This is a genomic window from Acinetobacter sp. 102, assembly GCF_037028485.1.
Lineage (GTDB): Bacteria > Pseudomonadota > Gammaproteobacteria > Pseudomonadales > Moraxellaceae > Acinetobacter > Acinetobacter higginsii.
Window position 1 is genome coordinate 23639 of sequence record NZ_JAZEZK010000006.1, and the last position, 26428, is coordinate 50066.

The following is a 26428-nucleotide window of genomic DNA, read 5'->3' on the forward strand; positions in this document are numbered from 1 at the left end:
TCATCAAACTTTTTTTCATTTTTAAATGGTATGGACTTTCCTAGATATTGATATAGCTCTTGATTGATGTGTGCTTCTTCCCAATAAGTTAATCTCTGTTGCACTTCATCTGACAATCTAATTAATATAAAAGTTAAAAATCAATATTTGAAAATGGCTCTAATTGCACCTGTAGCTCTGCTTTCTTTTTTCAAGTTAAGACTCAATACTTTTCAGTGGTTTAAGACTGATATAAGTATCCTTGGCTATTAAAATGATCAATCAATTTAGTCCGCTCGTTATAACGGATATAAACCGCACTTAATTTTTAGCAACCACACTAAACTGAATTTCAACTCTTCGATTTCGCCCATCAGTGGAGTCCATTCCTTGCAAAGGATGTGAATCTCCAAATCCAGCAACGATTAGCTTTCTTGACTGAGTCTCATCAAGCTGTGAAATTAACAATTTCCGTGCCTCTCTTGCCCTTGCGGCTGATAAAGTAAAGTTATCATCATAAACTGTACAAAAGCGAGCAAAGTCAGTTACTGGACGAGATACTGGAAGACTATCTGTATGTCCTTCAACATAAATTGCAGCATAAGGATTTTCTTTTAAAAATGTTGATATTTTTACATCAATATTCTTAAAAGCTTGTGCCGCTAAAGGGGTAATACAAGCACTGCCTTTTTCAAAAATGTTATCTTTCAAAGTTATGCGACCATCTGCAATATCAAATAAAATTAGATTGCTAGCACCATTTTCTTCAACAGATTTTTTGAGTTCATTTAACATTTCAGCAATACGTTTTTGTTGTGCTGCCCCACCCTGCTCAAGTTCTTGTTTGTGCTTTAACTCAGCATACGACTTTTGAAGCACCGACATAACGAGCAGTAACATCACTACTGCCATCACTCCAGCCATCAAATCGGATATAGAAATCCATTCATTAGGCTTATCCTTCACCATTTTCTCCTTTTATACCAAATAAGCTTTTAGTTATATTAGTAGAACGGTTAGATTTGTTTAAGGATTTATTTTTCTGATTAGCTAACGTTGAAAGAGCTGTATTATTGCCTAATCGTTGTAATACATCTTTTTGTATTTCTAGACTTTTCGCCAAATTATCCAAAGTTGGTTTTAATTCTGCAAGTACCTCAATACTTTCTATAGACTCTAAAATACTATCTGTTTTCTTTGCTAGACTAATCATATTACGATTACTTTCAGACACTGCTTTTAACCCGCCAGTAATATCACCTGAGAGTCTCTCGACAAGCTGAGTCATGCCGATGACATTTTCATTTAAATGCTCACTAGTTTCAATAAAAGTTGCATATGATTTTTTCTGAATATCCATCGATGTATTAATTGTGCTAGTTACATCCATCATAGTTTTATCAACACTAACCGACAAACTATCAACTGCCATTGAAATATCTTTAGTTGCTGTACTTAGCCCATTTGACATCTCCGCCATGTTTTTACTAAAACTCGTATTCATGCCTGCAATAGTTGCATTTAGGTCTTTTTTCATTAGGTCAACTACATCTTCCATATTAGTACGGAAAGAACTAATCACATCCTGTAGATGTGTTGCAGAAACGCCCATGTCTGATGCTGCCTTAGACATACCTGATGCTGCCAATCCCAACTTATCAACAGTCAATTCATTTTTTTCAATAAATCCCACCATAGCATCTCGAGTATCTTTACCTTGTTGAACTAAATCCTTAAAAAAGCATTTATTTTCGTGATGTTGTAAATCTATACTTTTAATCATTTGATCATATTTTTCAGATAAACTATTTAGAATTTTTTCAAATGATAATGCTTGATATTTAATAAGCTTAATATGTTCAATCTGATTGCTCTGAGTCTGATTAAGTAATTTTGATTGATCTTCATGGCTTAATCGAATAGCCGAAACAGTATCTTGGCTAAACTGTGATAACTGTTTCAGTTGCTCTTTATTGGAATCCTGATTAATTTCCACCGTTTTTTCAAATTGCATAGCAAGTGTTTGCATACAATCAATAATTTTTTGATTATTTGCCCTATCTTCTTGTACTTTTTGCTCACGAACAACGTCTAGTTCGCTTTTAACTTTTTCAATTGACCAGCGCAATCTGCGCTCTTCATAGCCATTTTTAGATAAGATGACTTTTAATAAAATAAAAGCTAACAGCCCCCATGTTGATGTTTTAAATTTTGTTCCCAGGCCTTCAAGCATACCCATCAACTGTGCCATTGATGCATCCATATTACTAATGGCATTAGCATTTGTTAAAATTGAAGATGCCTTATCAAGGGCTAAACCTAGACCTAAAAAAGTTCCAAGCAAACCAATAATTAAAATCATACCAGGCATAATATCAGCCAATTTTTCTGAAGAAGTCGCTACTGCTTCACTGATTTCCATTACCGAACTATGTTCAGCATCTAGTTTTTTCCCTTTATCACCTTTATTTCCGCCATACCAGTTATTTTCCCAGTTCTCAGGTTTAGCCTTTTTATAGACATGGAATACGGTCCAAATAAACAAAGACCAAATTATAATAAAAAATAAAATAGGTAAAGTTTCTACTTTTATTGGTGATACATGAATTGGTAATAAAAAATTTAAAATACTTAGAATATCCATTACGCAACCTCAGCTTCTATCAAATCTTGATTACGTTTTTTACTATCTTCTGCAAAAATATTAGCATAATCAGTAATTAGCATTTGCTCATCTTCTGTTAATTCATCCCACTGTTTATTATTTTGAGCACAGTCGATTAATAATTTACCTACCTCTGCAACATCTTCAACAATGTAATCCCTTCCTTCAGCTTCAAATTCCTCTGCTGATTTTTCTAAGACTTGTAGAAATCCTTCAGCAGCATGCACATAGCTTTGCATAGCACGGTTTTCTTGGGCTTGGTACTTTAAATTATTATTTGCTATTGCAAGTTCATTTTTAAAGTCAGTTAATTTAATTTCTTCTTCAGAAGTCAAAGGCTCAATTTTCAGTTTTACTTCTAATTGTTTCATTTCACGTTTTAAAGCAGCTGTATCCCTATTAAGTTTTTCCCATTTAGCTTCCATGTTTTGATATTTAGTTTCCCATGCACGAATTAACTCCTCAAATACAAAAGGAATTAATGACTTACCATTAAAACGTCGTTTAATAATCTTGTCTAGACGTTCTGCATTTGCATCTGATAATTGTGGATTATCTGCTAGAAGATCTGCCCCAACAGTCAGTAAGAATGAATCATCGGCTGTAATTTCACTCAAACTCTGCGCAGTACTTAGTGTTTTTTCCGCTGCTTTGAGTAATTTCTGGGTTGCACGTAAGCGTAGATAATGTTCAAAATCACTGATTTCATCTCGAGCTAAAATACCTTGGATGCGCGTTTGGACTAAAATATAGTCATTAATGACCGCAGCAAACCTAATAGACTGTCGTTGTTCTTCGTTAACCATTGCATCCATTGCTTCTTGCATATCACGTTTACGTTGTTCTGCTTCTTCAACTTCTTCTTTATCTAAGAATTTCTCACGAAAATTTTGAGCGGCCTTAGATGCCCATATGATCGCTTGTTCGACTTTTTTTAGAATTGGGCTATTTTCTAAAGCTAGTAAATCTTGAATGCCTTTTTCGACAGCCTTTGCAACACCTTCTGCCCAGGGAAAAGGTAACAAGGCAATCCCTTTAGCAATATAAGGTGCTAGCATTTCCACCCAAGGTTTTGCAGTTTTCCAGATATCTTTAACAGTACCAACGAAATTCTCTGCTTTATCAGCGAGCCAACCTACCGCACTACTAGCCGCACTTTTGGCTGTATCCCAAACCTTACCTGCAAGTGATGTCATGCCTCTTCCTACAGATGAAACTGCTGAACTAACACTTCTAGCCGCCGAAGAAAACGCTGAACCAACAGAACTCCAGAAACCCATAATTACCCCCTTCTAAAAATTAATTTTTAATACCAAGTAACGATTTTGCTGAACGTACTTCATCACTACTTATTGCATTATTTTTACTTGCAACTTCTGATTTGGCATGGTTAACACGATGGATGACTTCTTTTAACTGCTCCAGCTTTAACTTAGGCTCTTCTTGTCCAAGCTCTGCTTCCAACAGGGCTTTTGGTAATACCAATCGCATACAAGTGCGAATCTCACGTCCGGAAAAACCTTCTGATAATTCAGCTGCCCAACTAATAAGTTCTTCTCGTGTTTCATGTAATGGAATTTGTTCCACTAGCATTTTTGACCATAAATGTTTACGTGCATCCAAATCAGGTAAATCAAAATGTATATGATGACTAATTCTACTTCTGAAAGCTTCATCATAATTTTTAGCAAAGTTAGTAGCAAAAATAGCGATTCCGTTAAATTTTTCCAATTCAATTAATAAAGTTGAACGCATGGCATTCACCTCATTGTCAATCCCTTGCGTTACCGCAGATAACCGCTTTCCTAATAACGTATCAGCTTCATCAAAAAATAGAACCGCATTTGCTTCTGTTGCAGCCTTGAAAACAGCTTGAATATTTTTTGAAGTTTCGCCCATAAACTTACTTTCGAGTTCAGCTATTCCCAACTTAATAATATTTTGCTTTAAACTTCCAGCAAAGGCTTCTGCTGTTAAAGTTTTTCCTGTCCCTGGCGCACCAAAAAAGTTTAAAATAACACTGCGTCCTTGCTTATCAACTGAACCAAAGTTCCATTCTTCATATATAGTTTTATGAAATTTTAATTTAGCAATACCCTCATCCAACTGAACACGAGTTGTAGCCGATAAAATCACGTCATTATCTAAGGTTACAGTAGGTTCTGTTATTGCAAAAAAGTCTTGAATTTTATCTTCTGAGACAACATTTTCTATATTTTGATCCACCTTTTGCTCACGTTCAGATTGAAACTGTTGTAAACGCTGTCTAGCTTTTTCCAAATCTGTTTGTTCATCAACAACAGTCAATAGCTCAACTTTATTATTGCTCATTTTCCAGAATCCTTTAAAAAATCTGATCTTCATTAAAACCATCTCTTTATATTTTTAAATATGTCTAAAATATCCATAAATCCATCAACTTACATCTTTACTTATTGGAAAATATAGAATGTCATCCCTCTTAGTACAAAAACACAAACTTCGGTCTATCAGAATCGCCATAACACTTTCATCGTTTGTGGTCGTGCAGGCTTATTCTTCTTCTAATATTTAATATCTAAATATTCTTTGAGCCCCATTTCTATCTCATCCTGTAGCCCCTCTGGATTCACAATTTTAAGATGTGGAATCCAATAACGAACCAAAGGCAAAATTTGGGTAATATGCGTAATCCGACTAGACAACAATAATCCACCATCATCCAGTTTTTTAATGATCTGCTGTTCAGGCAAGAGTTGCCTTTGCTGAAAGTGCAAAGCGACATCAACATGAACAGTTAAAATAATTTCCTGCTTCTCCTGACCAAACCAAATACTTTCTTCATCCTCTAGTTGAGTCAAAATTTTTGCATTAGGTTCAAAGCCTAAAAGATCATGTGGATGTGCTGATAATTCAATGCGACTTAAACGATAGGCACGCAAAATATCTTTACGCACTGCTGCCAAATACCAACAACCGTGATGATGAACTAATTTATAAGGTTCAACGACACGAGGTTCACCTTTATAAATAAAACCTATTTGTTGATGCTTACGAATAGCTTCACCAAATACTTCAAATAAGGTTTTAAACTGTGAGGCATCTTCAACAAAATAACCTTTGGCATCATAAACACGACTATCCAAAAGCTCACGTATAAACGAAACATCAAGCTTAGGATATAGATGTCGAATCCCAGATATACGAGCAAAAGACTGAATATCTTTTAATTTCAACTTACCTAAATAAGTCGGGTCTAAATAAAAATATTTGCCCTCTTTTTGGATAGGTAAATTACAGCTTTCTAGGCGAACCAGATCACGTCGAATCGTTTTAGGATGCGCATCATAAATTTCTGCCAACATATTGATGGTCAGTTTTTCCCCTGAGTTTAGCCTTGTAAGAATATCGATCAAACGGTTGGCTAAAGTCTCATTTTTATTTTGCATGATTACTTGCATATATAAATCTATCTTTTCCTATCTTTTAATCATTATGTTGATCAAATAGACAGGTTATGTCCCTTTTTCATTTCAAAGTCTATTTTTTAGTTATTTGTATAACTGCACACAAATTAACATAAAATGAACATTTTACAAACACAACAAAAACAATACATCAATGTACCCAATTTGAGTACAAAGGTCAATGTATCATAAATAGGTACAATGACTAAAAGCATTCATACAGACGAAATGATTGCTTTACGAGACTGGCTCAAAAGCCAGCGTAAAGCGCAGAACCTAACAATGCGTAGCCTTGCTCACCGCATTAAAAAACCACATTCATTTATTCAACGGATTGAAGATGGTGAACGTCGATTAGATGTTGTTGAATTTGTCTGGTATTGCACTGAACTCGGCATTGATCCCCATTTAGGTATTGATTTAATTCTTAAACATTCTCTTGCAAACCAATCTCAAAAAAATTAGATTCCGCGATATCCTAACCTCTACTAGGGACAGGTCGTGTCCCTATTTCAAAATAACTTTAAAAATAATGCTTTTTCTCAACACTTAATAATTATAGATCAACTCAATGATTCAAGTACGTCAAACTATGACCTACTCAACACGTTATCCTATTAATCTTATTTAAAAAAATAATTACACTTAGTAAAAACTATTTGAGCAAATCATGAGCCAACAATCATCAAAGGTCATCACTCGGCAATGGAAAATTATTCAATTCCTATTAAGTAATACCTATGTCACTACTACCGAAGTTGAAGAACATTTATATCAACAAGGGATAGAAACTACACAACGTACTGTCCAACGTGATCTAAATTTACTAGAAAAATTATTTCCTTTAGAGTGCCGCCGTGACTGTATGCCACATAACTGGCGTTGGAAAAAAGTTGAAACCACCATAAAAGGTCTAAGCCTTCCCCAAGCAGTTATTCTACATCTGGTCAATAAAGAGCTTCGAGATGTCTTGCCAGAACATATACTGACTGAATTAAATCCTTTATTTGAAAAAGCAAAATTGATCACTGCCAATAAAACTATGCAGAACCCAGAAAAAAGTATTTTAGATATTTTCAATTCAGACGGTCATTTGGGCGCAATGCGTCCTTCAATTGTTGGGCAACTTATCAATCATATTGGTGATAGCGTCAATGAAATATATCGAGATGCGTTTAATCTAGATGAAAAAGAAGCACAATCTGTGTTGGAACAACTTGCTGTAATTTTAGAATCCCATGAATTGCCTGAACTTGCTCGAGCACTAAAAAACCAGAAACAATAACCATCGTGACTGACTATCTTTAAGTTGAGTGAGTATCATGCAAAAAATAAGGGGATCATTTTCCCCTTACTTTTCTCGCTGAGCGATTTTCAGCTCCAACCAATCGTAAATTTCCTGCGAAATCCAACCAATCCGATTCTGGGTCAAATGGAGAGGTTTAGGAAAACTTGGATCGTAATATTTGGATTTAGGATTGATCAGCTCATAAATCGTTGAACGACTTAAATCAATAATTTTACTCACTGTTTCGATCTTAAAAATCTGATATGGGTATTTATTGGATGACATTATTTTGTTACTCCCAGTTTGTGATTGAGAGGTCGTTCTCTCAATACAAAACCGAGCTCTGTATTTTTCTACCAATGACTCAGACCTAATTTACTGCCCGTACACTTTGTTTAAGCCCTTGTTTTATATCATTGGCAGTTTTAGCAATTGAGACGGTTGATTCCACATTGGGCTGTACCTCAACCGCATTTTGCTGATCATTATAAAACTCCTCAACAATATCCAATCCCTCTTCACCTCCCACCTCAAAGCTAGCATTACCATAACCCTGCCGCGCGACATGATCTAAAGCTTCTTGATAAAACCCTGCTGCCTTGCTTTGCTGATCAATCTGATGGGCTGAGGTAATGGCATCCTGCAAATTAGTACCATCACGTAAAGTTAAGTCCACGTAGTAGATAGGAGTTCGATAACTTTGTGTGGTGCTCTTGCCTCTCAGAGTGAGTTGCAAAGGCAAACATGACAGTAAATCACCTGATGCAGCATGGTAATAACTCAATCTTGCCGCCAAAGTACGAATACTATTAAAACCTGTGGTTCTAAAGATAAATGTGCCAAATTCATCGGATTCATCTAAGTTGACGTAGAGTCTGCCATAGGGTTTACATAGTCCGCCGTGTGCCAGTGGACATAAGTCAGGAGATGGGCATGGATGTTGCTCAATACCATTCTGCCCAAGTCGCTGACAAGTTTCACCGTTGCCTGTACACAATGGTCGTCCTGTCTGTCGGTCAAATAAAGTGTATTCTGCTCTTAGATTTAGATCGGGATCATTAAAGATCATGCGGACTGGAATGGTCCTCAATTTCTGGTTTTGATTGGGAGCTTTGGCACGAAGCTGTTCATCGAGAGGATGTTTAACCCAACCATCCTTATTTTGGATTTGGCTGGTAATGGTAAATTGATCATCCTTTTCAGGGAGTCGTTTGCCATTCTTTTCAACGATCTTGCCAATACTAATACGTCCAAGTACAGGCGGAGTGATTGCTAGACCTTTAATCATGAGGTGAATCCTTGTTTTGTTTAATATTTACGAAGTCACGGTATTTACCGTAAAGCACCGCCTCTTCACCTATTTCTGTTCAGCCTGATCAATCACCTTTCGTTATTCTTCGGTCATAAGAGATTGAGTGCATCAAAGATTTACGCAAAGCTGCTCCAACGCCCTTTCTCCGTTACATGGAGGGAGGGCAAGTGGGGTGGCTTTGCGCTTTTTTAGGTTTAAGGGGTTTTACTAGGGTTGTTTAGGGACGTGGATGAATGTTAAATCTGCGGCTACCAATACGAGATTGGGGGTACTGTTGTAGTAATTCGGGCTGCGCTTGGAGCAATGCTTTCTGGTCTAAAACCACACTATCCTTGGATTTCTTCCATGTCACACTGCCCTGACTAAATATGGCTTTTTCTGCATCCTTCATTAATATCTGAATACGATGTTTGAGATAGTCATATTTGGTTTGATGATGTGCCAGATGCTTTTCCTCAGTGAGTAGATCAGTAAATAGTTGATCTGCTCCCGACAAAGTAGACAGATCTACTGTTTGTAAAGGAATATGCTGCGGATATAAAAGCTGCAAGGCTTTTGCTGCTGAATCACTGGCATCGATATGCGGTGGTATATCGTTTTCTACACAGGACCAGAAGATTCTTTCTGAAGCAATCAGTCGATTGATCACAATTTCATTACGTTCAACTTTAAATATCTTGGCTTCATGTCCGCAGACTAAGGTACAGATATGTGCTGCTTGTTTACCTGTCACTGCCAATTGATGCTGTACCTGAATAATCACGTATAAAGGTACACCTTCACGCCAATGTTTGGTTCCCCACTCTCCTACAGATTTACATTCCAGAAGCTGCACTTCATCACTGCCCACTACTGCATAATCCAGATTGGCTAACATAAAGGCTTTGTCTTCATCAGGATGCTGTAATACAGCATTGACCCGACGAACCTTATTGCCTGTACGCTGCCGATAGTAATCCGCAATCAATGGTTCGAGCTTATTGCCCCAATACAGCGGTGAATAACGGTTTTTAAGCGGTTGATCTGGAGGGGCTTGCATTCGACCTGTTTTAATCATCCACAGTTCTAGCATCGACATATGAGGATTTAAACCACATGCTGCTGCGGCATCGCTACTTCCAATGCCTTGTTTTCTTATCTGTAACCATTGTTCTCGATTCATACCTTTGGTTTTAGCCAAACGTTTAGCTGAAGTTTGCTGTGATCTAGAAGTCAAAGCCGTTTGTGGTGGATTTATGGTTAAAGGTAAATGACCGATTGCATGACTTGACGGGGTTTGTGTATTTGGATTCATCATATTCTCCATATCTGTAAAAAATTAAAATTTGGGCATAAAAAAAGCCGCACCTGGGGGAGGTGCGGCAAAAGGAAAAATGACTCATTGAAATTGATTAATTTAGGAAAGTTCAACTTAGGCTATTTATTCACTCCCCCCTTACTTATGCTGAGTTAAATTTAAGCTACCATTCTTAACGCTTGTTCCAAGCCTCGTTGCTTAATCGCTGCCCCCATACCAAACCAAGCAGAATCCAGTCGATGGTCGGTACTCATCGCTCGTCGTTCGTGGTCACAGAACTCCGTAATGGCACAAAGTAAACCGTAAGCTGTATCTTTAGCTGAACTGAGTTCTGCCCCACGCCCATGTCCATTAAACATCGTCATGACTTTAGACATAGCTCGTCCATTCGGTTCGGTTTTACTGTCTGATCGAGATGAGTTAGTTTGATTGGGAACTGCAACATTGCGATAAAACTGAATAATGCTTTCATCCTGATCCGCAATACTAAGACTGGTATTATTAAACACAGCATCAAAGTAAGCTGCGGCCTCCTGCTGCGTCACTTTCCGTTGACTGAGCTGCTTCATCTCGTACATATGCTCATCCCATACACGAACAGATATACCCAGTTGCTGTTTAACTTTTTCTGCATCAAACTTGGTACTGTGTGGAACTTTAATAACGCCTGCGCTGCTCTGTCCTTTTAGAGCAATTGTCAAAGTATTATTACAGACCACTCGAATTGAAGTGAATTGAGCCGTTGTAGCAAGTGTTCCGTCACAGGCAGTTGCTAATAGGATATAACCATTACTGACATCCTTGCCCTTTAAGGCTGTGGTCTGCCCTGTTCGAGCCAATGCCCAGAATTTCTTGCCGCCTTTAAGTACACCTGCTGTTTCAAGCTCAAAGCCTGATTGTTCAGTTAAGTCTCTATAGAACTCCAAGATAGAACTCGGTTGTACTTCCTGAAAGCGTTGGCTAACCACAGATAACGGTGCATGGGTATCTGATCGATACAAAACCCGCTGCTCTTCAAAAGGCATAATAATACTCTGACCTTTCTCATTCTGAGCCATATAGCTAACATCAGATGATTCAATTCGCCAGTCCATACCTGCCTGTTGTGCCCAGACTTCGATTGGCTGATCTTGGGTAAGCTGATTACCTAGACCATGCCAAGGGGTTTCACCGACATACGCCATTTGTTCAAGTTGATGTGCCATGATGATTTCTCCTGTCCCTAGTTGAAATTGCATTGACAATTGTTGCAATGGAAATAGCCAGTGGGCTGCTGTGGTTGGGATGGTTGAACCAGACTATCTAGCAAACCACCCAACACTGCACCTGCCAATCCACCCAGTAATGGTGGAAATGGTGTAGGCAAACTTTTTGCAATGCTTGCACCAATGCCTGCACCTGCCATAGATGAAAAATTGTTAATGCCTGATGGCTGTGCGCTTGCACGGCTGACATTGTCTGAATAGCAATATGGACATGTAATATTCATAAGATCATCCTCATTAAATGAAAAAAGGCTTATCGATTAATAAGCCTATGTTTTTGAATGTAAGGAGAAAAGAAAACATTCAATCTTCATGTTAATGATGTATATCTATGATTTTTTGGGATCAGTGTTTGGATTTATGGCGAGCGGGTGGTTTGAACAGTGCTTTGCTAAACGCTCTCATCTTGTTCAGACGTACTCGTAGATATTGATGATTCTTTTCTGGCTCTGCCAAGTATCGAATGGCTTTCAGGGCATTAGTCAAGCGAACATTCCCTAGACCCTCTGCATCCTTGCGCTCAAGCTTGCCAATGCCCAACTTACCCTGTGATTCATAATATTTCTTGTGCGATTCTTGATTACCATTATAAAAATAACCACAACCCTGTGTAATGTGATCCTGCCATAATTCACCAATCGCCTGCCCATAATAACTATCCCGACGACGAATAGAACCATTATAAATAACCAATAAATGACAATGATATCCTTTGCTCTTGCCACCTTGCTCCAATCGATAGGCATAGCCAACTTGATCTTTAAAAATAGTATCTTTATTTTGGATACGATTGATCAGCTTTTTGATATCCCGATCAAACTCCCGAATAGATGGACTATGTTCAAATAAATAGTATAAATCTACCCGCACCAGTAATAGCTTACAATGTTTCTGAAACAGTTGATCAAAATAGGACGAGAACTGAGCTAAATTATCCTCAACCTTATCTGTAAAATCATTGAGGAAATACTGCTGACGCATTCTAAGACTTCCCTGAAAATTCTTGAAGGTACAACGATCATCAAAAATATCCTGATTACACCAATCTATCCGCTCAGGCATCAGATCAAAATAAGCTTGAATCAAAGGGCTATATTCAAGCTCATCATCATAAACAAACCGTGCATCATCTAGCCACTGTCCATAATCAGATGCAAAGTCTTTCCAGTGATAATTTCTTCTGCTTACTGATAACATGAAGTTTTCAATATCAAGTAAAGTTTGTGCTTCGTTCATGTGAGTACTCCTATGGTAACGTTCATAAGAGTGTTGGTTCTGTATTTTTATAATTCAGATCAATTCATAGGTTATTCTTTTCATGATAATCCATCATCATCTTGGGTATGATGATGGTGTATATAGATTTAAGTATTTAATAAATAATATATTATAAATTATTCCTAGTAAAAACCAGCTTACAAAACATCCATCACCATGCCTAAAAATCAGTAATCTCTACTTCTATAGCAAATGGGTAAAATCACACTGATCCGCATGATTTTATAGAGGAAAATGGAAGCTAAAGTTAAGTTATTTTTATTGCTGATTTTCTTGCTTTCGGTTTATTGGCTGTACCAGTTTTCTTGATTAACCATTTTGGCAATTGTTGATAAATCTCATCATCCAACAAATCTTGATAAACCATAAAGTTTGAGAAATGATGAATAATGTCTTTTACTAATTTCTTATCAGTTGTCTCAGCAAACAACTGCTCACAATTCAACCCCTCAATCGAATAGGCTAAAATATGCGGTTCTACATTCCCAACAATAGATTCCAATAAATTTGAGTCTCGTTCGTACTGTCTACAAGCAGTTCTCCAAGCATTAGCTATTTCACTTAATATGTCTGGGAAATCAATTAATACTTGAGCCTTAAACATGAACATGACATTTGCAGCGTAGTCTTTAATATGGTTACCATCAGAAGTTCTTCTGGCTCCCTCCCAGTAGCCTAAATAGGCAGTTATGGAAGAAAATGGTGCATTCTTTTTATTGGATTGCAGCATACTTGAGAAAATTCGACTAATTCCTCCATGTTCCAAAGTTTTAGAGGAATCACAAGAAAATATACAGCGTAGGATGACTACATCTGTTTTCATGGCATTTTTAAGCATCATTTGAACTTTTGTAAGCCGACTGCCATGACGTTGCATATGAATTAGTCTATAACCTTGATCATCAAAATTCCTAAGTGTTTCTTTTTTTTCAGGTAACTTAACAATATTCTGTTTATCCAATTGCTCAACAAATGAATCATCCTGATTTTCAATATTTAGCTTTTCTTCTGTAACATCTATCAATTGGTCAGATGAAATTCTTTCCAATACCTCACTTGATAAGTGAGTATCTTGAAACTCATCCATTGGCATTCTTTGATTTTTAGTTGTAAGTTTTTGTTTAAAAATATCTGAACCATAAAATATTGGTTCTTTAAATTTATACTCCCCTACAAGCTTGTCTAATTTATCTCTAAATCTTTCATTTTCAATATCTTGCCCAAGAAATAAATCTAGCGTTCCTGAAACACGATAATCCTGTTTTTGGCTTTGATAAATCCCTAGAAAGAAGTTCAGCGTTCGAGTTAGAGTGTGATTTTTTAGTTTCTGCTGTAAATTATCTAAGTCGATTCGATTTTTGAATATCTCACAAAATTGTAAAAGCTGGCGTGTAACGGTTCGTTCAAAATCTATCAACTGCCTAGCTCTTTTCCGTGTCACCTCAAGCATTGGACTAAAAGCATCATAAGGACTTTCTCGTAAAGACATAATAAAAATTTCAATTTGAATCGCCAAATCAAAATAATATTCCACACCCCACGCTGCAAAATGCTCTCGATATATCATTGCGACATGTTGAATATAGGTTTGAGTTTGTAAAGACAAATGGTCTATGTTCCAGATATGCTTTATTTTGATTGTTAGATCCATAGATAAGAGTGTTTGAAACCTATCATTCTTTGAGTCCAAAATATATGTTATTTCAAAAGAATTGCTTTTTGAACAACGTGGATCAACGTACAATTCAGCAAGCTTTTTAGGGGATATATGTTGATTTGATAAACATCCAAATCTTACTAATTGATATAGGAAATCAAAGAACCATTTTTTTACAATTTCATTTGAATCAGACAAAGCATTCACCAGAATAAAATTCTTTTCTTGAAATGGTGTCAAGGTAGTCTGTCTAAAGTTATCGTTTAAATTTTGACAGTCTACACCTAGCATCAAATTCTTTTTTTTAAGTAGAACAACCTCTTTTTCTAATTCGCTTTTTATTTGTCTTATAAAATATTTTTCATCAAGAGGTATTGGTGATTGAACCAAAAAAATCACAAAATATTCTGAATGACCATTTGCATTGTAGAATGGTAAGTAGAGTATCTGAACAATACTTTCTATATTTGCCAAATTTCCTATCAAAATATTTATTACTTCACTAAGCATCTTAAATTTTTCAGGATCACCTGTTAAATCTTTAAAGCTGACTTTGGCAGCTACAATATAAAGCATACCTGTAGCGGTAATTAGTGAAGCAGTATCTTGCTCAAATCTAAGCTTGAGTTTTTCAAGTTTCTTATCCTGTTCATCACTAAGTCTTTTTCTACTGCTGGACGAATTTGATACTTTTAGGCGATTTTTATACCGCTCATAAATATATGCTTTTAAAAATTCTTTTGCATAGTTTCCTTCCGAAAAATTCCAACAGTCCTTTGTTTCATCAAATAAAAGAATATTACCATTCGCTACTTTTATAGTTTTTTTGGAACGCACTTGAGAGGCAAATTCTAAAAAGGTTCGATATTCATAAAAATAATTTTGATTGATCTTATACAAATTTGTATTGGGGAAAAATTTTACATTTTTTATAGCACTGATCAGTTTCTCTACTCGTTCATTTTCAAAACATTTATCTAGGCTCTCATCACTTCCATCATAACTCGAAACCAGTAAAGGCATAGTGCCATCCAATAACTGATAAACATTCAGAGCGTCATGAAAAGTAAAAAATTGCTCACCATTGCTACCTAGTATACTAGTACCTACATAGAGATTTTTTAGTTGTTCAATAAAATTAGAATGTTCAATTCCTGTATTTTTATTAGATTCCATAACCAAAACTCAAATAAGTAATTGATTTAAATATATTACAATTATTTTTAAATACAAGTTTAGAACTTAAAATTTTTCCAAAAAAATCAAATTTAAAACATCTTTTTTATCCAATATTTAACAAATCAAAATGATCAATATTTTCCAAATTCATGCAAATTTATATAGCTTATTTTTAGGAATAAAAGCCCTTGTACAAATAAGGGCTCTGATAAATCTTTTGTGATTGGTGATAGTCAAACTGTAGTGAATAACTTCCTCTCAACAATTATTATTCATAATTCCATCCAAATAATCCGCCCACTTCTGCAACCACTCTGCACATTCCGCTTCATAATTATGCAGGTTGTATGTCCCCTCAATCCCTTTTTTAGAATGCCCCAAAACTGCTTCGGCAATATCTGTAGGACAACCTAATCTGGATAAACCTGTTCTAACCGTCCGCCGTAAATCATGTGGATTCCAGTCATCCATGTTTTCCAACCAAAGTTGCTCAGGACGATATTTGGTTTGAACTTTATCTGGATTTTTCAGTTGCCATTTCATTTCGCTCAAAGACTTCTGTTGAATAGGAAGACCTGTACGAGAAGATGTAAATAAATATTCCCTGTCTGATCGATATAAAGAACGTAAAAAATTGACACACTGCCTTGATAACTGCACATAACGCTCAGTACTATTTTTTGAAGCTTTTAGATGCCATGTACACTTATCTAAATCAAAATCTCTCCATTGAGCATCACACAATTCTCCAGTACGACAACCTGTCCATAACGTTAAATAAAGGATATGTTTTTGATGTGTTGTAAATCCTGATGTTGGTAACCAAGCCAATACACGTTTTAATTCCTGATCATTTAAAACTCGTGTGCCTTTTTTACAAGTTACTTTCAGCCTTGACTGCTTAATACTCATTTTGGCTAATAAGGCAGGATTGGCAAAATTGGCAGGGAATCGCTCTAGACCAATGGCATATTCATAAGCCAATGTCAACTCGGACAATACCCGTCCAGCCTGCACATTAGAACCTCGATCAATAATTTCCTTGGTTAAAGCCACCACATCTTTTCTGGTCACTTCCAAAGCAATACGATTTCCCAAAACTCGTACCGCATCGCCATACAGGGTGCGTCGTGTTTCAGATTGACCTTTGGGCTTACGCACCCCCATGACCTTTTTCCTTTCCCCTGTTCGAGGGTCAATAATCCAGTGATCTTCAATCACCTCAGTCAAATACATCTCTATCATTTGGTGTACAGTAAGTTGAGAAATATCTTTTTGTGCAAGCTCTTGCTCAATCTGTTGATGAAGCTTTCCCTGCTCTTTTTTATGTTTTGGACAAATCCCCTGATTTCTTTCAGCCTTTAAACGAGTGAGTTCTATCCTTGCCTCTGCCAATGTAACTTGGGGAAAATTTCCAATCTTATATTGTTTAATGGAATCATCCACAGGACTACGATAACGGTAGAAAAAAGTCTTCATTCCAGTTTTGCCACAATGTACCCGTAGCCCTACATATTCCCCAATATCTGCCTTGTCAGGATCACCAATTTTCATCTTCTCAATAGCTTTTGCTGAAAGTGCTTTTTTTATTGTCGTTTGTTGATCTATTGAACGAACCACTTTAAACCTCACAAGAAGATTGAATTATTTGTTATCCTTTCAAGCTGCCCATTTTCCAATATTGATAAGGAATGATGGCTAGTTTAAACTAAAACAACCTATACTAAAACCTATACTAATGTTTTGGCTTAGGCTGTATTTGCTTAGATTCCATCCAACACCCTCGGATACTCTGTTTATGTTACACACTATCAAACACATTGAAAGTAAAGGATTTAATACCAATGAAAGATAATAATAGCATAGCAGACTTTTCCAACCACACCCCTATGATGCAGCAGTATCTCAAAGTCAAAACAGACTATCAGCATGCATTGCTGTTCTACCGTATGGGTGACTTTTACGAGCTATTCTTTGAAGATGCGCATTTAGCAGCCAAACTTTTAGGTATTACCCTGACTCATCGTGGCAAAGCCAGTGGTCAACCTATCCCTATGGCTGGCGTTCCTTATCATGCAGCAGAAGGTTATCTCGCGCGTTTAGTCAAAGCAGGACGTACTGTCGCGATCTGTGAACAAGTCGGTGAAGTCACAGGCAAAGGTCCTGTAGAACGTAAAGTTGTCCGTATTTTAACGCCAGGAACCTTAACCGATGATGCGCTGCTCGGCAGTTACCAATCATCAAATCTGGTCGCACTGTGCATTCAACAAAATCAAATTGGTTTTGCTTTGCTCGACTTGAGCGCAGGTATTTTTAAAGTTCAACAACAAGACTATAAACCGGAACAACTTGCAATAGAGCTGGCGCGTTTAATGCCAAGCGAAATCCTCATTGACGAAGATCTTATTGATAAAAATATTATTGAACAGATTAAGAAAAATCTGGACTGTCCAATCACCAAACGTCCAAACGTTGATTTTAATTTAAATAACGCGCAAAAAACGTTGTGCGATCAGTTGAGTGTTTCAACGTTATCTGGGTTTGGATTAGATCCGATTCCACTCGCGAAAGCAGCAGCCGCGGCATTGATTCACTATGCGAAAGAAACCCAAAAAACAGCTTTACCGCATATTCGTTCAATTCAAATTGAACAAAGTACAGACTTCATTGCACTTGATCCAATTACGCGTCGTAATTTAGAAATTATTGAACCGTTGTTTGATCATGGTACATCGCTGTTCCAATTGATTAATGACTGCCAAACTGCCATGGGCGGACGCTTACTAAGCCGCACGTTAATGCAGCCTATCCGTGACACTGCGGTTTTAGATGCGCGTCTTGATGCAACTGAACAATTGTTAAAGGGCTATCATGAATCACCGCTTCGTCTAGTTTTAAAAGAAATTGGCGATATTGAACGTGTACTGAGTCGTGTTGCGCTAGGCAGCGCTCGTCCACGAGATTTGGTACAACTGCGTCAAGCTTGTGCACAAATCCCTTTCCTACGCCATGCCTTAGATCCTGTTTTAAAAACCCAGCAATCTAAGTTATTAGTTCAATTAGATGAAGAGCTTGGCGACTTTAAGAGCCTGCATCAACATTTGATGGCTGCAATTGTTGAAAGTCCACCCGTATTACTACGTGATGGCAATGTAATTGCAGAAGGTTATGATGATGAACTGGATGAGTTACGTAAAATCCGTGATCATGCGGGACAATTCCTGATTGACTTGGAAATAAAAGAGCGCGAACGTACTGGGATCAATACCCTTAAAATCGGATACAACCGTGTCAGCGGTTATTATATTGAACTCACCCGTGCGCAGGCAGAACAAGCTCCAGCGGACTATATTCGTCGTCAAACCCTCAAAAATGCAGAGCGTTATATCACGCCTGAACTGAAAGGCTTTGAAGATAAAGTTCTTTCTAGCGAATCACGTGCCCTCGCCCGTGAAAAGCTTTTGTTCGAATCATTACTCGATGAATTGCGTCAAAATATTGCGCATTTACAGATGATGAGTGCTGCAATTGCCTATATTGATGTGCTAGCAAACTTTGCACATCAAGCTCGACTCAACAATTGGGCTAGACCTGAATATACGCCTGAAACCAGTATCAAAATTCAGGCAGGTCGCCACCCTGTTGTTGAAGCTTTAAATAAGGCGCCTTTTACACCGAATGATACCTTCCTGGATAGCCAACATCGTATGGCGATTATTACAGGGCCAAACATGGGCGGTAAATCGACCTTTATGCGTCAGACTGCCTTGATTAGTCTGCTTGCGTATTGCGGTAGTTTTGTACCCGCTAAATCGGCAAAACTAGGTTCGATTGACCGTATCTTTACTCGTATTGGTTCTGCTGATGATTTATCAACAGGTAAATCTACCTTTATGGTGGAAATGACTGAAACTTCTCAGATCCTGCACCATGCCACCAGTCAGTCTTTAGTGCTAATGGATGAGGTTGGCCGTGGTACCAGTACCTATGACGGTCTCTCTTTGGCTTGGGCCTGTGTAGTTGATTTAACCAAACGGGTGAAATGTTTATGTCTCTTTGCTACGCATTATTTTGAATTGACAGAATTGGGTGGCGAAGCGGGCATTGATAACTATCATGTCACCGCACAAGAACTCAATGGCAATTTGATTTTGCTGCATAAAGTTCAACATGGCCCAGCTAGCCAAAGTCATGGTTTACAGGTTGCCAAATTAGCTGGTATCCCTGCTAACGTGATTAAAGAAGCACAAAAACGTTTGAAGATTCTGGAAAAACAACAGCATCAACATTTGCAAAGTAGCGTGCAGAATGATTTGTTTAGTGCTGTTGAACATGAGATCGAAACTCAAGTCATTGAGCGAGTTATTGAGGTTGAAAAACCATCACCTGCTTTAGAATTATTGCATCAAATTGATGTCGATGATTTAACACCACGTCAGGCATTAGAGCAGCTTTATTCTCTAAAAGCTGCTCTGAAATCTTAAATGTACTTTCTGGAACAAGTTGATCATTTCAGCTTGTTCCAAAACCATTTCCTGTTTATTTTTGACTGATATCACTCAACCTAAAAAGACTGAATAGATTTTTGTTCAGTATCCAACTTAAGGGAAAGCACAATTAATATTCTGTTTAAGCCACTAGAACACTCAGAAATTGATTTAATCTGGCAACAGATTAGTCGGCGTGAACTGATCACTCAAATGTATATACAGCAGAGTTTAAATTTACAATTAATTGATTGTTTTTATGATGAGCAAAATTGGGATGCCTATCATTTGGAAAATGATCCCCCTTTACTCAAAAATTTACATCAACAAGGAGCTTTATGCGTAGGTGGATTTGACGAATCTAATCGACTGATTGCTGTACAGGTCGTTTCCAATCAGCACATTGCTGATTATCCTGAAGCAAAGTTACTGCAATATTTTTATGTGGATGCCGATCACCAAGGTTTAGGTATCGGTACTCAGTTGATGCAAGCTGCTATCGCATCTGTAAAGCAACTCAATGCAAAACAACTCTATATTTCCGCTACCCCAAGTAAGCGCACTGTAGACTTTTATCTTAAACAAGGTGCTCAACTTTTAGCACAACCTGATCAACAGTTGTTTGAACGAGAACCAGAAGACATTCACTTGCTCTACACGCTTTAAGTTCTAACCAAGCAGAAATGAAAGCATGAAGATGGCTCAACCTCGTTAATTAGCTGTTTTAACTGAGAATAAAAATAAGATTCAGTTGCAATGATTAGGTCAATTAAGGTGACCATCACTTTATTTTTTAGTCAAAAAATCTTAGCACCCGAAAATATTTTATTTATTATCAATATATTAATTCATTTTTCATATGTATAAATAAACAATATCAATAAAAGCAATTGTTTGTTTACCCCTTTTTTGCCTACAATACCTCATTCCAAACAAAAAACCGTATTTTTAGGTAGCTGTCGCCATGACCTTTGTTGTCACTGAAAATTGTATTAAATGTAAATATCAAGATTGTGTTGAAGTTTGCCCTGTAGACTGTTTCTACGAAGGTCCTAACTTCCTTGTTATCAATCCAGATGAATGTATCGACTGTGCTCTATGTGAACCAGAATGCCCAGCAAATGCAATTTTCTCTGAAGATGAATTACCAGAAGGTCAAGAAGTCTTTATCGAACTCAATGCTGAATTATCAGAAAAATGGGTGGGTAATAACATCACGCAAATTGGTGAACAGCCAGCAGACCGTGAAGAATGGAATGGTAAGCCAGACAAGCTACAATATTTAGAAAAATAATTCAAAAGGCCAGTTTTACTGGTCTTTTTTATACCTGAACCACACATTTCTTTGCAATTACATCATTATTCATGCGCTATTTTGCATTAAAATAGTACGCCTACAGATTTTGAACTGCCTTTTTATGATGCGAAATAAATTACAGGGTCTATTATCATTATTTATCATCCCTGTGATGATGGCGGGCTGTACCAGCTCAACGACAAAAGTAAATCAGCAGCAAGGTAAAAGAATTTACATTCCCCAAGAACAAGTCACTTTTACCCGCCCCATCCCAAACAAAGTTGAACCTGCCTCTTATCGCCAATGGCTGAATCAAGGTGAAAACTATGCACGTGTTCGAGAATATGAACAATTTCTAACCCGTAATAATGTGGCACATATTATTCCAAGTTTTGAATTATTACGTACTGCCCGGGACTGGCAAAAATGCGGTCGTACTGAATATATGGTGCCTAACCGTGAATTGTGGAACAACTCCCTTTCGACCTTACGTGTCTTTAAATACTTAATTGCAGCCAAAATCTTGACCGATTTTGAGGTGACTTCTGTCTATCGAGACTTGCCACTCAATCAATGTGCAGGTGGTGCTGGCTCGTCGAAACACTTATTCAATTCAGCCATCGATTTCCGTATTGGACCTGAATATCCTCAACCGCAAGACTATGCCTATATTGAACAAACCAAGTTTAAGCTATGTCAGTTCTGGGCCCAGCATGGTCAAAGCCTAGATTTAGGCATTGGTTTATATAGTTCTGGTCAAATCCATATCGATACTCAAGGCTATCGGACATGGGGACCTGACTTGACCCGTAATAGTTCAATGTGTAATTTCTAAAACAGATATCTGAATAAAAAGAGATCAAAATGATCTCTTTTTTTGTTTCAATCATGCGGATTCATGCCGTAATAAAATTGCACTCTGAGCATAAACGTTTAAAATGCAGAGCTAACAAATTGGTAGGTAAACTTGATTATGCAACAGATGTGGACCGAGATTGATGACTATATCAATTCACATTTAATTCCCACAGACCCTAGACTTCAACATGCATTAGATAATACTGATACTCAAGGCTTTTCTAATCATTTGGCTGTTGCACCCAATCAAGGTATGTTTTTGCAAATGTTGATTCAGATGAATCAATGCAAACGCGTATTAGAACTCGGTACATTCGGTGCCTATAGTACCATTTGGCTAGCCAAGGCCCTTCCTGAGGATGGCTATCTACTGACGGTTGAAGGACGCGATACTCACGTGGTTATCGCTCAAGAAAATATTGATTATGCCAATATGCCGACCAATATCGAACTCAAAAAAGGTCGTGGTGCCGATATTATGAATCAGCTGATTGCTGAAGACAGCGAAGCATTTGATTTGATCTTTATTGATGCCGATAAGCAAAGCTACCGAGAGTATTTTGAACTCAGTCTAAAACTGTCTCATCCAGGCACCATCATTGTATTAGATAATGTGATTCGTGCAGGTGCGATCATTGATGAAAATAACAAGAAACCTAGTATTGAAGGAATTCGTGAAGCATTCACCGCTTTGAAAGACCATCCTCAGCTGCTTTCTTGCACGGCTTTGCAAACGGTTGGTTCAAAAGGCCACGATGGTTTTGCCATTGCAATCGTAAAATAGAGATTAAAAAACAACCTATTTAATTTAGTTGTGCAATATCAATAAATTATATTTATCTCCAGTGCTTTTCCATACAGTTATCCACAGGAATTGCGGATAACTATATGGAATAAAATGAATCACTTAGCAACTAATAGTGGAACATTGGCATTTCGGAAGATCGTCGTCGTGATACTGCCCAAGAAGAATTGATGAATTTTACTGTGGCTAAATGCACCTAATACAATCAATTGAATATCATGTTCTCTTTGATATTCAAGAATATTTTGTGCTACATCACCATAACGATAGACTGAAACCACTTCCAGACCTGCATCAGTGAGATACTTTTCAGGTTCGGTCAACATTTCCGGATGATCACCTACATAGAGCAAATGGCATTGCAATGTTTTCAACAAGTCACTCTGTGCTATGCGTTGCAACATCTTTTGGCAGGTCGGTGAATATTCATAAGCAAAGATAAAGCGTTTCGGTGACTGGAAATGTTCCCCAACGGTAATAACCGTACAATTTGCACCACGAATAAAGTTTTCAACATTACTTCCAATCGGCTTGTTCTTCTCAGCAGCTCTCTCACCCACTCGGCCGATAATCACCACATCATTTTCATTGAGAAGATTAAAGCTTTGCTCAAGAAAGTCGCCTTTTTCCTGAATTTTGGTACTGCTTAGACCGTATTGTTTTTCGATCAACTCAGAAATGTGATTCAGCAAATTATTACTATAATCGAGTGCTAACTCACTCTGTTTTTGTTCCAACTCTGCGAGTTCTTTAAGTAGCATGGCATTACTTTCAAAGCCAATCACGCCACTGATTTCACCTAAATGGTAACTAGCTGGGTAATAGTCCAAGATTTGCAACAATACCAACTCTCTTTGCGTTTGTTTCGCAACCCATACTGCTGCTTCTGCAACAGCATCAATGCAGGGTGAAGAATCAATACATGCAATTACACGGTTCATTTTCGCCTCTCTCTAGGTATGTACCTTAGGTCTTCTACTTATTTTTAACTTAACATAGATAAAAGCATGGTGGGTTAAATTTATGTATCGAATCTCATACACTTTTTTATTCGCTTCGGTAACGAATTAATTTTGCCGGGTTCCCTGCAACCACCGCATAATCCTCAACATTTTTGGTCACCATACTGTTCATACCTACCACAGCATGATCACCAATTTTGATTCCATCTTTGACCCCGACATGCGCTCCTAGCCACACATCTCGACCAATCTCAATACCTTTAGACGTAACGGGTTGTTGATAGATCGGACGATCCATTTCCATGCCATGATCAAATGCATATAGATGACTATAAGCCGCGATTCGAACTTGATCATGCAACTTAATCCCGGTACGACCGCCATCTAAAATACAATGATGGTTAATTGCCACTTCATTGCCAATTTCTAAAGGGCCATGCAAAGTACAATCTGCAGCAATAAAAGTATTATCTCCGATACTGATCTTGCGACCACGCTCAGCAAAGATATGAGCCAAGGGTGAAATAAAGCAGTTTTGACCGATTTCAACCGTTTCCATATCCATCAAATAGGCTTGGTACTCGGCTTGCCATGCTTCTGCCCATTCTCGATGTTTGGGTTTCAGTGTCCAATATAACCACGGCATATAATTTAGACGTTGTTTATGCTGCTCTCGGTATTTTAATAAAGGATCATTCATCTATCTTACTCCTCAACCAATACCAATTGCTTACATGCTGAGAGGTATCGCCTCGCGAGAGAGGATGGATAAATTTCAGTCATCGCATACATGTAATTTCTCACGTCCTCTACTCACGTCCTGAAGTTTTAGTCTTAAAGGTTCAATTTGATGCACTTGAACACGCGCCTCAATAATCACGCCTGTTTCAGTATATTGTTCTTGATATTCGATCTGCTGCTGCATCAGCTCATATTGAATAATCGCCCATTCATTGAATAAACAAGCAAAGCGAATTTCTTTCTTTTCAATCAACTCAATTTTTTCAGCCAAGACCAGACATTGTCCTGCACAGCCACCATAAGCACGAACTAATCCACCCGTGCCTAACTTAATCCCACCATACCAGCGATTCACTAATACAATAACATTGGTCAACTCATTGCCTTCAATGGTGGCAAGTATAGGGCGCCCTGCTGTGCCTGAGGGTTCACCATCATCATTAAATCGAACCTGATGTCCAATTTTCCACGCCCAACATTGATGCGTCGTCGACAGATCTTTATGCGTTTCTAAAAAGTTTTTAACCTGCTGTTCATTTTCAACAACAGCAGCAATCGCTTGAAAACGACTTTTTTTAATTTCTTCTTCAAAAGTAACTGTAGTAGCAATGGTGAATGGCATAAAACATAAATACAAATTTAAAGCGCGATTATAGCTTTTTAGCACCCAAATAAAAAACCTCGCACTAGGCAAGGTTTTTTATTAGCGGAAAATTAGCGTTCGCGTAAAGCTTCTTTGGCTTTATTAAACGGTTTCAACAAGTAATCCATAATGGTTTTTTGTCCAGTACGAATATCCACTGTCGCTACCATCCCTGGGGTAATACTGAATGCCTTACCCGCTTTGTTATATAAATGGTCAGAATCAGTACGAATGTATACACGATAATAGAACTGATCTTGCTTTACTTCATCACGAATGGTATCTGGTGAAATCACAGTCACTTTACCGTCTAAACCGCCATAAATTGAGTAATCATAGGCGGTAATTTTGACTAAAGCTTCTTGCCCCGGGCGAATAAACGCAATATCACGCGGTGAGATACGCGCTTCAATCAGCAATTTATCCTCTAAAGGAACAATAGTCATCAACTTACCATTCTGAGGAATGACACCACCTAGGGTCGTAACATCGATTTCTTTCACTACACCACGGACTGGTGCTTTAAATACCGCACGTTCTAAACTGTCATTTCGACCATTCACAATCTGCTGCTGAGTTTGAATATCTGTATTGGCCTTAGACAATTCTTCTCGTGCTTTGACATAGTACTGGTTGCGCGTATCATTGATTTTATTGTTTAAATCATTGGCCTCACGCTTTAAACGCAAGACTTCTACTTCACTGGCCGCACCTTTTGCCACCAATGGTTCTGTCATTGCCAGTTCTTGTCGTACCAGTTTTGCTGCTTGTTCATAGCCTTCAATGGACTGTTCCAAATTAGCACGTCGTGACAAATAGAGCGCTGTTTCTTCTTGCACCAATTTAGGACTCTTTTGCACGTCTTCAGGAAAACTTAATGGTGAACCCGTCACTTCAGCACGTAAACGTGCTGCAGTTGCCTGTGCTGAAGTCAGTAAAGACTTTGACTCTCCAACATTCGATGCAAATCGAGTTGGATCAAGTTGTGCAAGAATTTGCCCCTTTTCAACCACATCGCCTTCATTAACATCCAGTTTAGTTAAAATCCCTCCTTCAAGCGATTGAATAATCTGCTCTTTTGAAGAGGGAATCACTTTCCCCGTACCCGTTGAAACTTCTTCTAGATTAAATAACCATGCCCAGATTAAGAGTGAAAGTAAACCAATCCCAATCATCCAAACAACAAGCGTCGAACGAGGTAACTTTGGTTCATTATAAGTTACGTTCATGGGACGACTGCTGTTCTGTTGTTGTTCACTCATAAAATTT

24 protein-coding genes are annotated in these 26428 nt (G+C 37.7%); 7 read left to right on the forward strand and 17 right to left on the reverse strand.

Annotation, left to right across the window (positions count from 1 at the left end; all coding sequences use genetic code 11):
• Positions 1–300 precede the first annotated feature (300 nt).
• The 5 genes from WA352_RS07205 to WA352_RS07225 form a co-directional block, all read right to left on the reverse strand.
• Positions 301–948 (reverse strand): OmpA/MotB family protein, encoded by a 648-nt coding sequence (locus WA352_RS07205; protein ID WP_336141708.1) that lies wholly within the window; start codon positions 946–948, stop codon positions 301–303.
• Positions 935–2623 (reverse strand): hypothetical protein, encoded by a 1689-nt coding sequence (locus WA352_RS07210; protein ID WP_245107225.1) that lies wholly within the window; start codon positions 2621–2623, stop codon positions 935–937. The genes WA352_RS07205 and WA352_RS07210 overlap by 14 nt, the downstream gene beginning before the upstream one ends.
• Positions 2623–3924, reverse strand: a complete 1302-nt coding sequence (locus WA352_RS07215) for a hypothetical protein (RefSeq protein ID WP_336141710.1) — start codon at positions 3922–3924, stop codon at positions 2623–2625. Before WA352_RS07215 ends, WA352_RS07210 begins: the two co-directional genes overlap by 1 nt.
• Positions 3925–3943: 19 nt before the next feature.
• Positions 3944–4975 carry an ATP-binding protein gene (locus WA352_RS07220; protein ID WP_336141712.1) on the reverse strand — a complete coding sequence of 344 codons (1032 nt, stop codon included), beginning with the start codon at positions 4973–4975 and terminating at the stop codon, positions 3944–3946.
• A gap of 212 nt (positions 4976–5187) precedes the next feature.
• Positions 5188–6084, reverse strand: coding sequence for a helix-turn-helix transcriptional regulator (locus tag WA352_RS07225; RefSeq protein WP_336141714.1), 897 nt, complete (start codon positions 6082–6084; stop codon positions 5188–5190).
• A 207-nt stretch (positions 6085–6291) separates the two neighbouring features.
• On the opposite strand from WA352_RS07225, the gene WA352_RS07230 reads away from it, so the two are divergent.
• Complete coding sequence (locus WA352_RS07230; RefSeq protein ID WP_245107193.1) at positions 6292–6555, forward strand: helix-turn-helix domain-containing protein; 264 nt, start codon at positions 6292–6294, stop codon at positions 6553–6555.
• 205 nt (positions 6556–6760) lie between these two features.
• Positions 6761–7375, forward strand: coding sequence for a hypothetical protein (locus tag WA352_RS07235; protein WP_245107190.1), 615 nt, complete (start codon positions 6761–6763; stop codon positions 7373–7375).
• A gap of 66 nt (positions 7376–7441) precedes the next feature.
• On the opposite strand, the gene WA352_RS07240 is transcribed toward WA352_RS07235, so the two are convergent.
• The 8 genes from WA352_RS07240 to WA352_RS07275 all read right to left on the reverse strand — a co-directional run bounded on the left by WA352_RS07240 (position 7442) and on the right by WA352_RS07275 (position 16986).
• Positions 7442–7663: a helix-turn-helix transcriptional regulator gene (locus WA352_RS07240; RefSeq protein WP_245107187.1), complete on the reverse strand. Its 222-nt coding sequence runs from the start codon at positions 7661–7663 to the stop codon at positions 7442–7444.
• Between the two features lie 85 nt (positions 7664–7748).
• Positions 7749–8666: a recombination directionality factor gene (locus WA352_RS07245; RefSeq protein ID WP_336141718.1), complete on the reverse strand. Its 918-nt coding sequence runs from the start codon at positions 8664–8666 to the stop codon at positions 7749–7751.
• A gap of 241 nt (positions 8667–8907) precedes the next feature.
• Entirely contained in the window at positions 8908–9984 is a 1077-nt protein-coding gene (locus tag WA352_RS07250) for a YqaJ viral recombinase family nuclease (protein WP_336141720.1), read from the reverse strand.
• A 161-nt stretch (positions 9985–10145) separates the two neighbouring features.
• Positions 10146–11192 (reverse strand): DUF932 domain-containing protein, encoded by a 1047-nt coding sequence (locus WA352_RS07255; RefSeq protein WP_336141724.1) that lies wholly within the window; start codon positions 11190–11192, stop codon positions 10146–10148.
• 17 nt (positions 11193–11209) lie between these two features.
• On the reverse strand, positions 11210–11476 hold the full coding sequence (locus tag WA352_RS07260) for a hypothetical protein (RefSeq protein WP_336141725.1): 267 nt from the start codon (positions 11474–11476) through the stop codon (positions 11210–11212).
• Between the two features lie 121 nt (positions 11477–11597).
• Positions 11598–12488, reverse strand: a complete 891-nt coding sequence (locus tag WA352_RS07265) for a hypothetical protein (RefSeq protein WP_336141727.1) — start codon at positions 12486–12488, stop codon at positions 11598–11600.
• Positions 12489–12777: 289 nt separating this feature from the next.
• Positions 12778–15363 carry a hypothetical protein gene (locus tag WA352_RS07270; RefSeq protein WP_336141728.1) on the reverse strand — a complete coding sequence of 862 codons (2586 nt, stop codon included), beginning with the start codon at positions 15361–15363 and terminating at the stop codon, positions 12778–12780.
• Between the two features lie 261 nt (positions 15364–15624).
• Positions 15625–16986 carry a tyrosine-type recombinase/integrase gene (locus WA352_RS07275; protein WP_336141730.1) on the reverse strand — a complete coding sequence of 454 codons (1362 nt, stop codon included), beginning with the start codon at positions 16984–16986 and terminating at the stop codon, positions 15625–15627.
• A gap of 224 nt (positions 16987–17210) precedes the next feature.
• Here WA352_RS07275 and mutS point away from each other — a divergent pair, with 224 nt between their 5' ends.
• The 5 genes from mutS (at position 17211) to WA352_RS07300 (ending at position 22792) form a co-directional block, all read left to right on the forward strand.
• Positions 17211–19850: a DNA mismatch repair protein MutS gene (mutS, locus tag WA352_RS07280; RefSeq protein ID WP_336141732.1), complete on the forward strand. Its 2640-nt coding sequence runs from the start codon at positions 17211–17213 to the stop codon at positions 19848–19850.
• A gap of 93 nt (positions 19851–19943) precedes the next feature.
• On the forward strand, positions 19944–20519 hold the full coding sequence (locus tag WA352_RS07285; protein ID WP_336142073.1) for a GNAT family N-acetyltransferase: 576 nt from the start codon (positions 19944–19946) through the stop codon (positions 20517–20519).
• A 298-nt stretch (positions 20520–20817) separates the two neighbouring features.
• Entirely contained in the window at positions 20818–21147 is a 330-nt protein-coding gene (gene fdxA, locus WA352_RS07290; RefSeq protein WP_336141734.1) for a ferredoxin FdxA, read from the forward strand.
• 124 nt (positions 21148–21271) lie between these two features.
• Entirely contained in the window at positions 21272–21985 is a 714-nt protein-coding gene (locus tag WA352_RS07295; protein ID WP_004808415.1) for a D-Ala-D-Ala carboxypeptidase family metallohydrolase, read from the forward strand.
• A gap of 138 nt (positions 21986–22123) precedes the next feature.
• Positions 22124–22792, forward strand: a complete 669-nt coding sequence (locus WA352_RS07300) for an O-methyltransferase (protein WP_005202514.1) — start codon at positions 22124–22126, stop codon at positions 22790–22792.
• 119 nt (positions 22793–22911) lie between these two features.
• On the opposite strand, the gene WA352_RS07305 is transcribed toward WA352_RS07300, so the two are convergent.
• From WA352_RS07305 to WA352_RS07320, 4 genes are all read right to left on the reverse strand, one after another.
• On the reverse strand, positions 22912–23754 hold the full coding sequence (locus tag WA352_RS07305; RefSeq protein WP_336141739.1) for a universal stress protein: 843 nt from the start codon (positions 23752–23754) through the stop codon (positions 22912–22914).
• Positions 23755–23860: 106 nt separating this feature from the next.
• Positions 23861–24475 (reverse strand): chloramphenicol acetyltransferase CAT, encoded by a 615-nt coding sequence (locus tag WA352_RS07310; RefSeq protein ID WP_004808422.1) that lies wholly within the window; start codon positions 24473–24475, stop codon positions 23861–23863.
• Between the two features lie 75 nt (positions 24476–24550).
• The gene (locus tag WA352_RS07315; RefSeq protein ID WP_171549762.1) at positions 24551–25138 is read right to left on the reverse strand and encodes an IMPACT family protein; all 588 of its coding nucleotides are present in this window, start codon (positions 25136–25138) and stop codon (positions 24551–24553) included.
• A gap of 92 nt (positions 25139–25230) precedes the next feature.
• Positions 25231–26421 carry an HlyD family type I secretion periplasmic adaptor subunit gene (locus WA352_RS07320; RefSeq protein WP_336141742.1) on the reverse strand — a complete coding sequence of 397 codons (1191 nt, stop codon included), beginning with the start codon at positions 26419–26421 and terminating at the stop codon, positions 25231–25233.
• Positions 26422–26428 lie beyond the last annotated feature (7 nt).

Coding starts and splice junctions, on each gene's coding strand:
- WA352_RS07205 (WP_336141708.1), bottom strand. CDS start 948: ATGGTGAAGGATAAGCCTAATGAATGGATTTCTATATCCGATTTGATG.
- WA352_RS07210 (WP_245107225.1), bottom strand. CDS start 2,623: ATGGATATTCTAAGTATTTTAAATTTTTTATTACCAATTCATGTATCA.
- WA352_RS07215 (WP_336141710.1), bottom strand. CDS start 3,924: ATGGGTTTCTGGAGTTCTGTTGGTTCAGCGTTTTCTTCGGCGGCTAGA.
- WA352_RS07220 (WP_336141712.1), bottom strand. CDS start 4,975: ATGAGCAATAATAAAGTTGAGCTATTGACTGTTGTTGATGAACAAACA.
- WA352_RS07225 (WP_336141714.1), bottom strand. CDS start 6,084: ATGCAAGTAATCATGCAAAATAAAAATGAGACTTTAGCCAACCGTTTG.
- WA352_RS07230 (WP_245107193.1), top strand. CDS start 6,292: ATGACTAAAAGCATTCATACAGACGAAATGATTGCTTTACGAGACTGG.
- WA352_RS07235 (WP_245107190.1), top strand. CDS start 6,761: ATGAGCCAACAATCATCAAAGGTCATCACTCGGCAATGGAAAATTATT.
- WA352_RS07240 (WP_245107187.1), bottom strand. CDS start 7,663: ATGTCATCCAATAAATACCCATATCAGATTTTTAAGATCGAAACAGTG.
- WA352_RS07245 (WP_336141718.1), bottom strand. CDS start 8,666: ATGATTAAAGGTCTAGCAATCACTCCGCCTGTACTTGGACGTATTAGT.
- WA352_RS07250 (WP_336141720.1), bottom strand. CDS start 9,984: ATGAATCCAAATACACAAACCCCGTCAAGTCATGCAATCGGTCATTTA.
- WA352_RS07255 (WP_336141724.1), bottom strand. CDS start 11,192: ATGGCACATCAACTTGAACAAATGGCGTATGTCGGTGAAACCCCTTGG.
- WA352_RS07260 (WP_336141725.1), bottom strand. CDS start 11,476: ATGAATATTACATGTCCATATTGCTATTCAGACAATGTCAGCCGTGCA.
- WA352_RS07265 (WP_336141727.1), bottom strand. CDS start 12,488: ATGAACGAAGCACAAACTTTACTTGATATTGAAAACTTCATGTTATCA.
- WA352_RS07270 (WP_336141728.1), bottom strand. CDS start 15,363: ATGGAATCTAATAAAAATACAGGAATTGAACATTCTAATTTTATTGAA.
- mutS (WP_336141732.1), top strand. CDS start 17,211: ATGAAAGATAATAATAGCATAGCAGACTTTTCCAACCACACCCCTATG.
- fdxA (WP_336141734.1), top strand. CDS start 20,818: ATGACCTTTGTTGTCACTGAAAATTGTATTAAATGTAAATATCAAGAT.
- WA352_RS07295 (WP_004808415.1), top strand. CDS start 21,272: ATGATGCGAAATAAATTACAGGGTCTATTATCATTATTTATCATCCCT.
- WA352_RS07300 (WP_005202514.1), top strand. CDS start 22,124: ATGCAACAGATGTGGACCGAGATTGATGACTATATCAATTCACATTTA.
- WA352_RS07305 (WP_336141739.1), bottom strand. CDS start 23,754: ATGAACCGTGTAATTGCATGTATTGATTCTTCACCCTGCATTGATGCT.
- WA352_RS07310 (WP_004808422.1), bottom strand. CDS start 24,475: ATGAATGATCCTTTATTAAAATACCGAGAGCAGCATAAACAACGTCTA.
- WA352_RS07315 (WP_171549762.1), bottom strand. CDS start 25,138: ATGCCATTCACCATTGCTACTACAGTTACTTTTGAAGAAGAAATTAAA.
- WA352_RS07320 (WP_336141742.1), bottom strand. CDS start 26,421: ATGAGTGAACAACAACAGAACAGCAGTCGTCCCATGAACGTAACTTAT.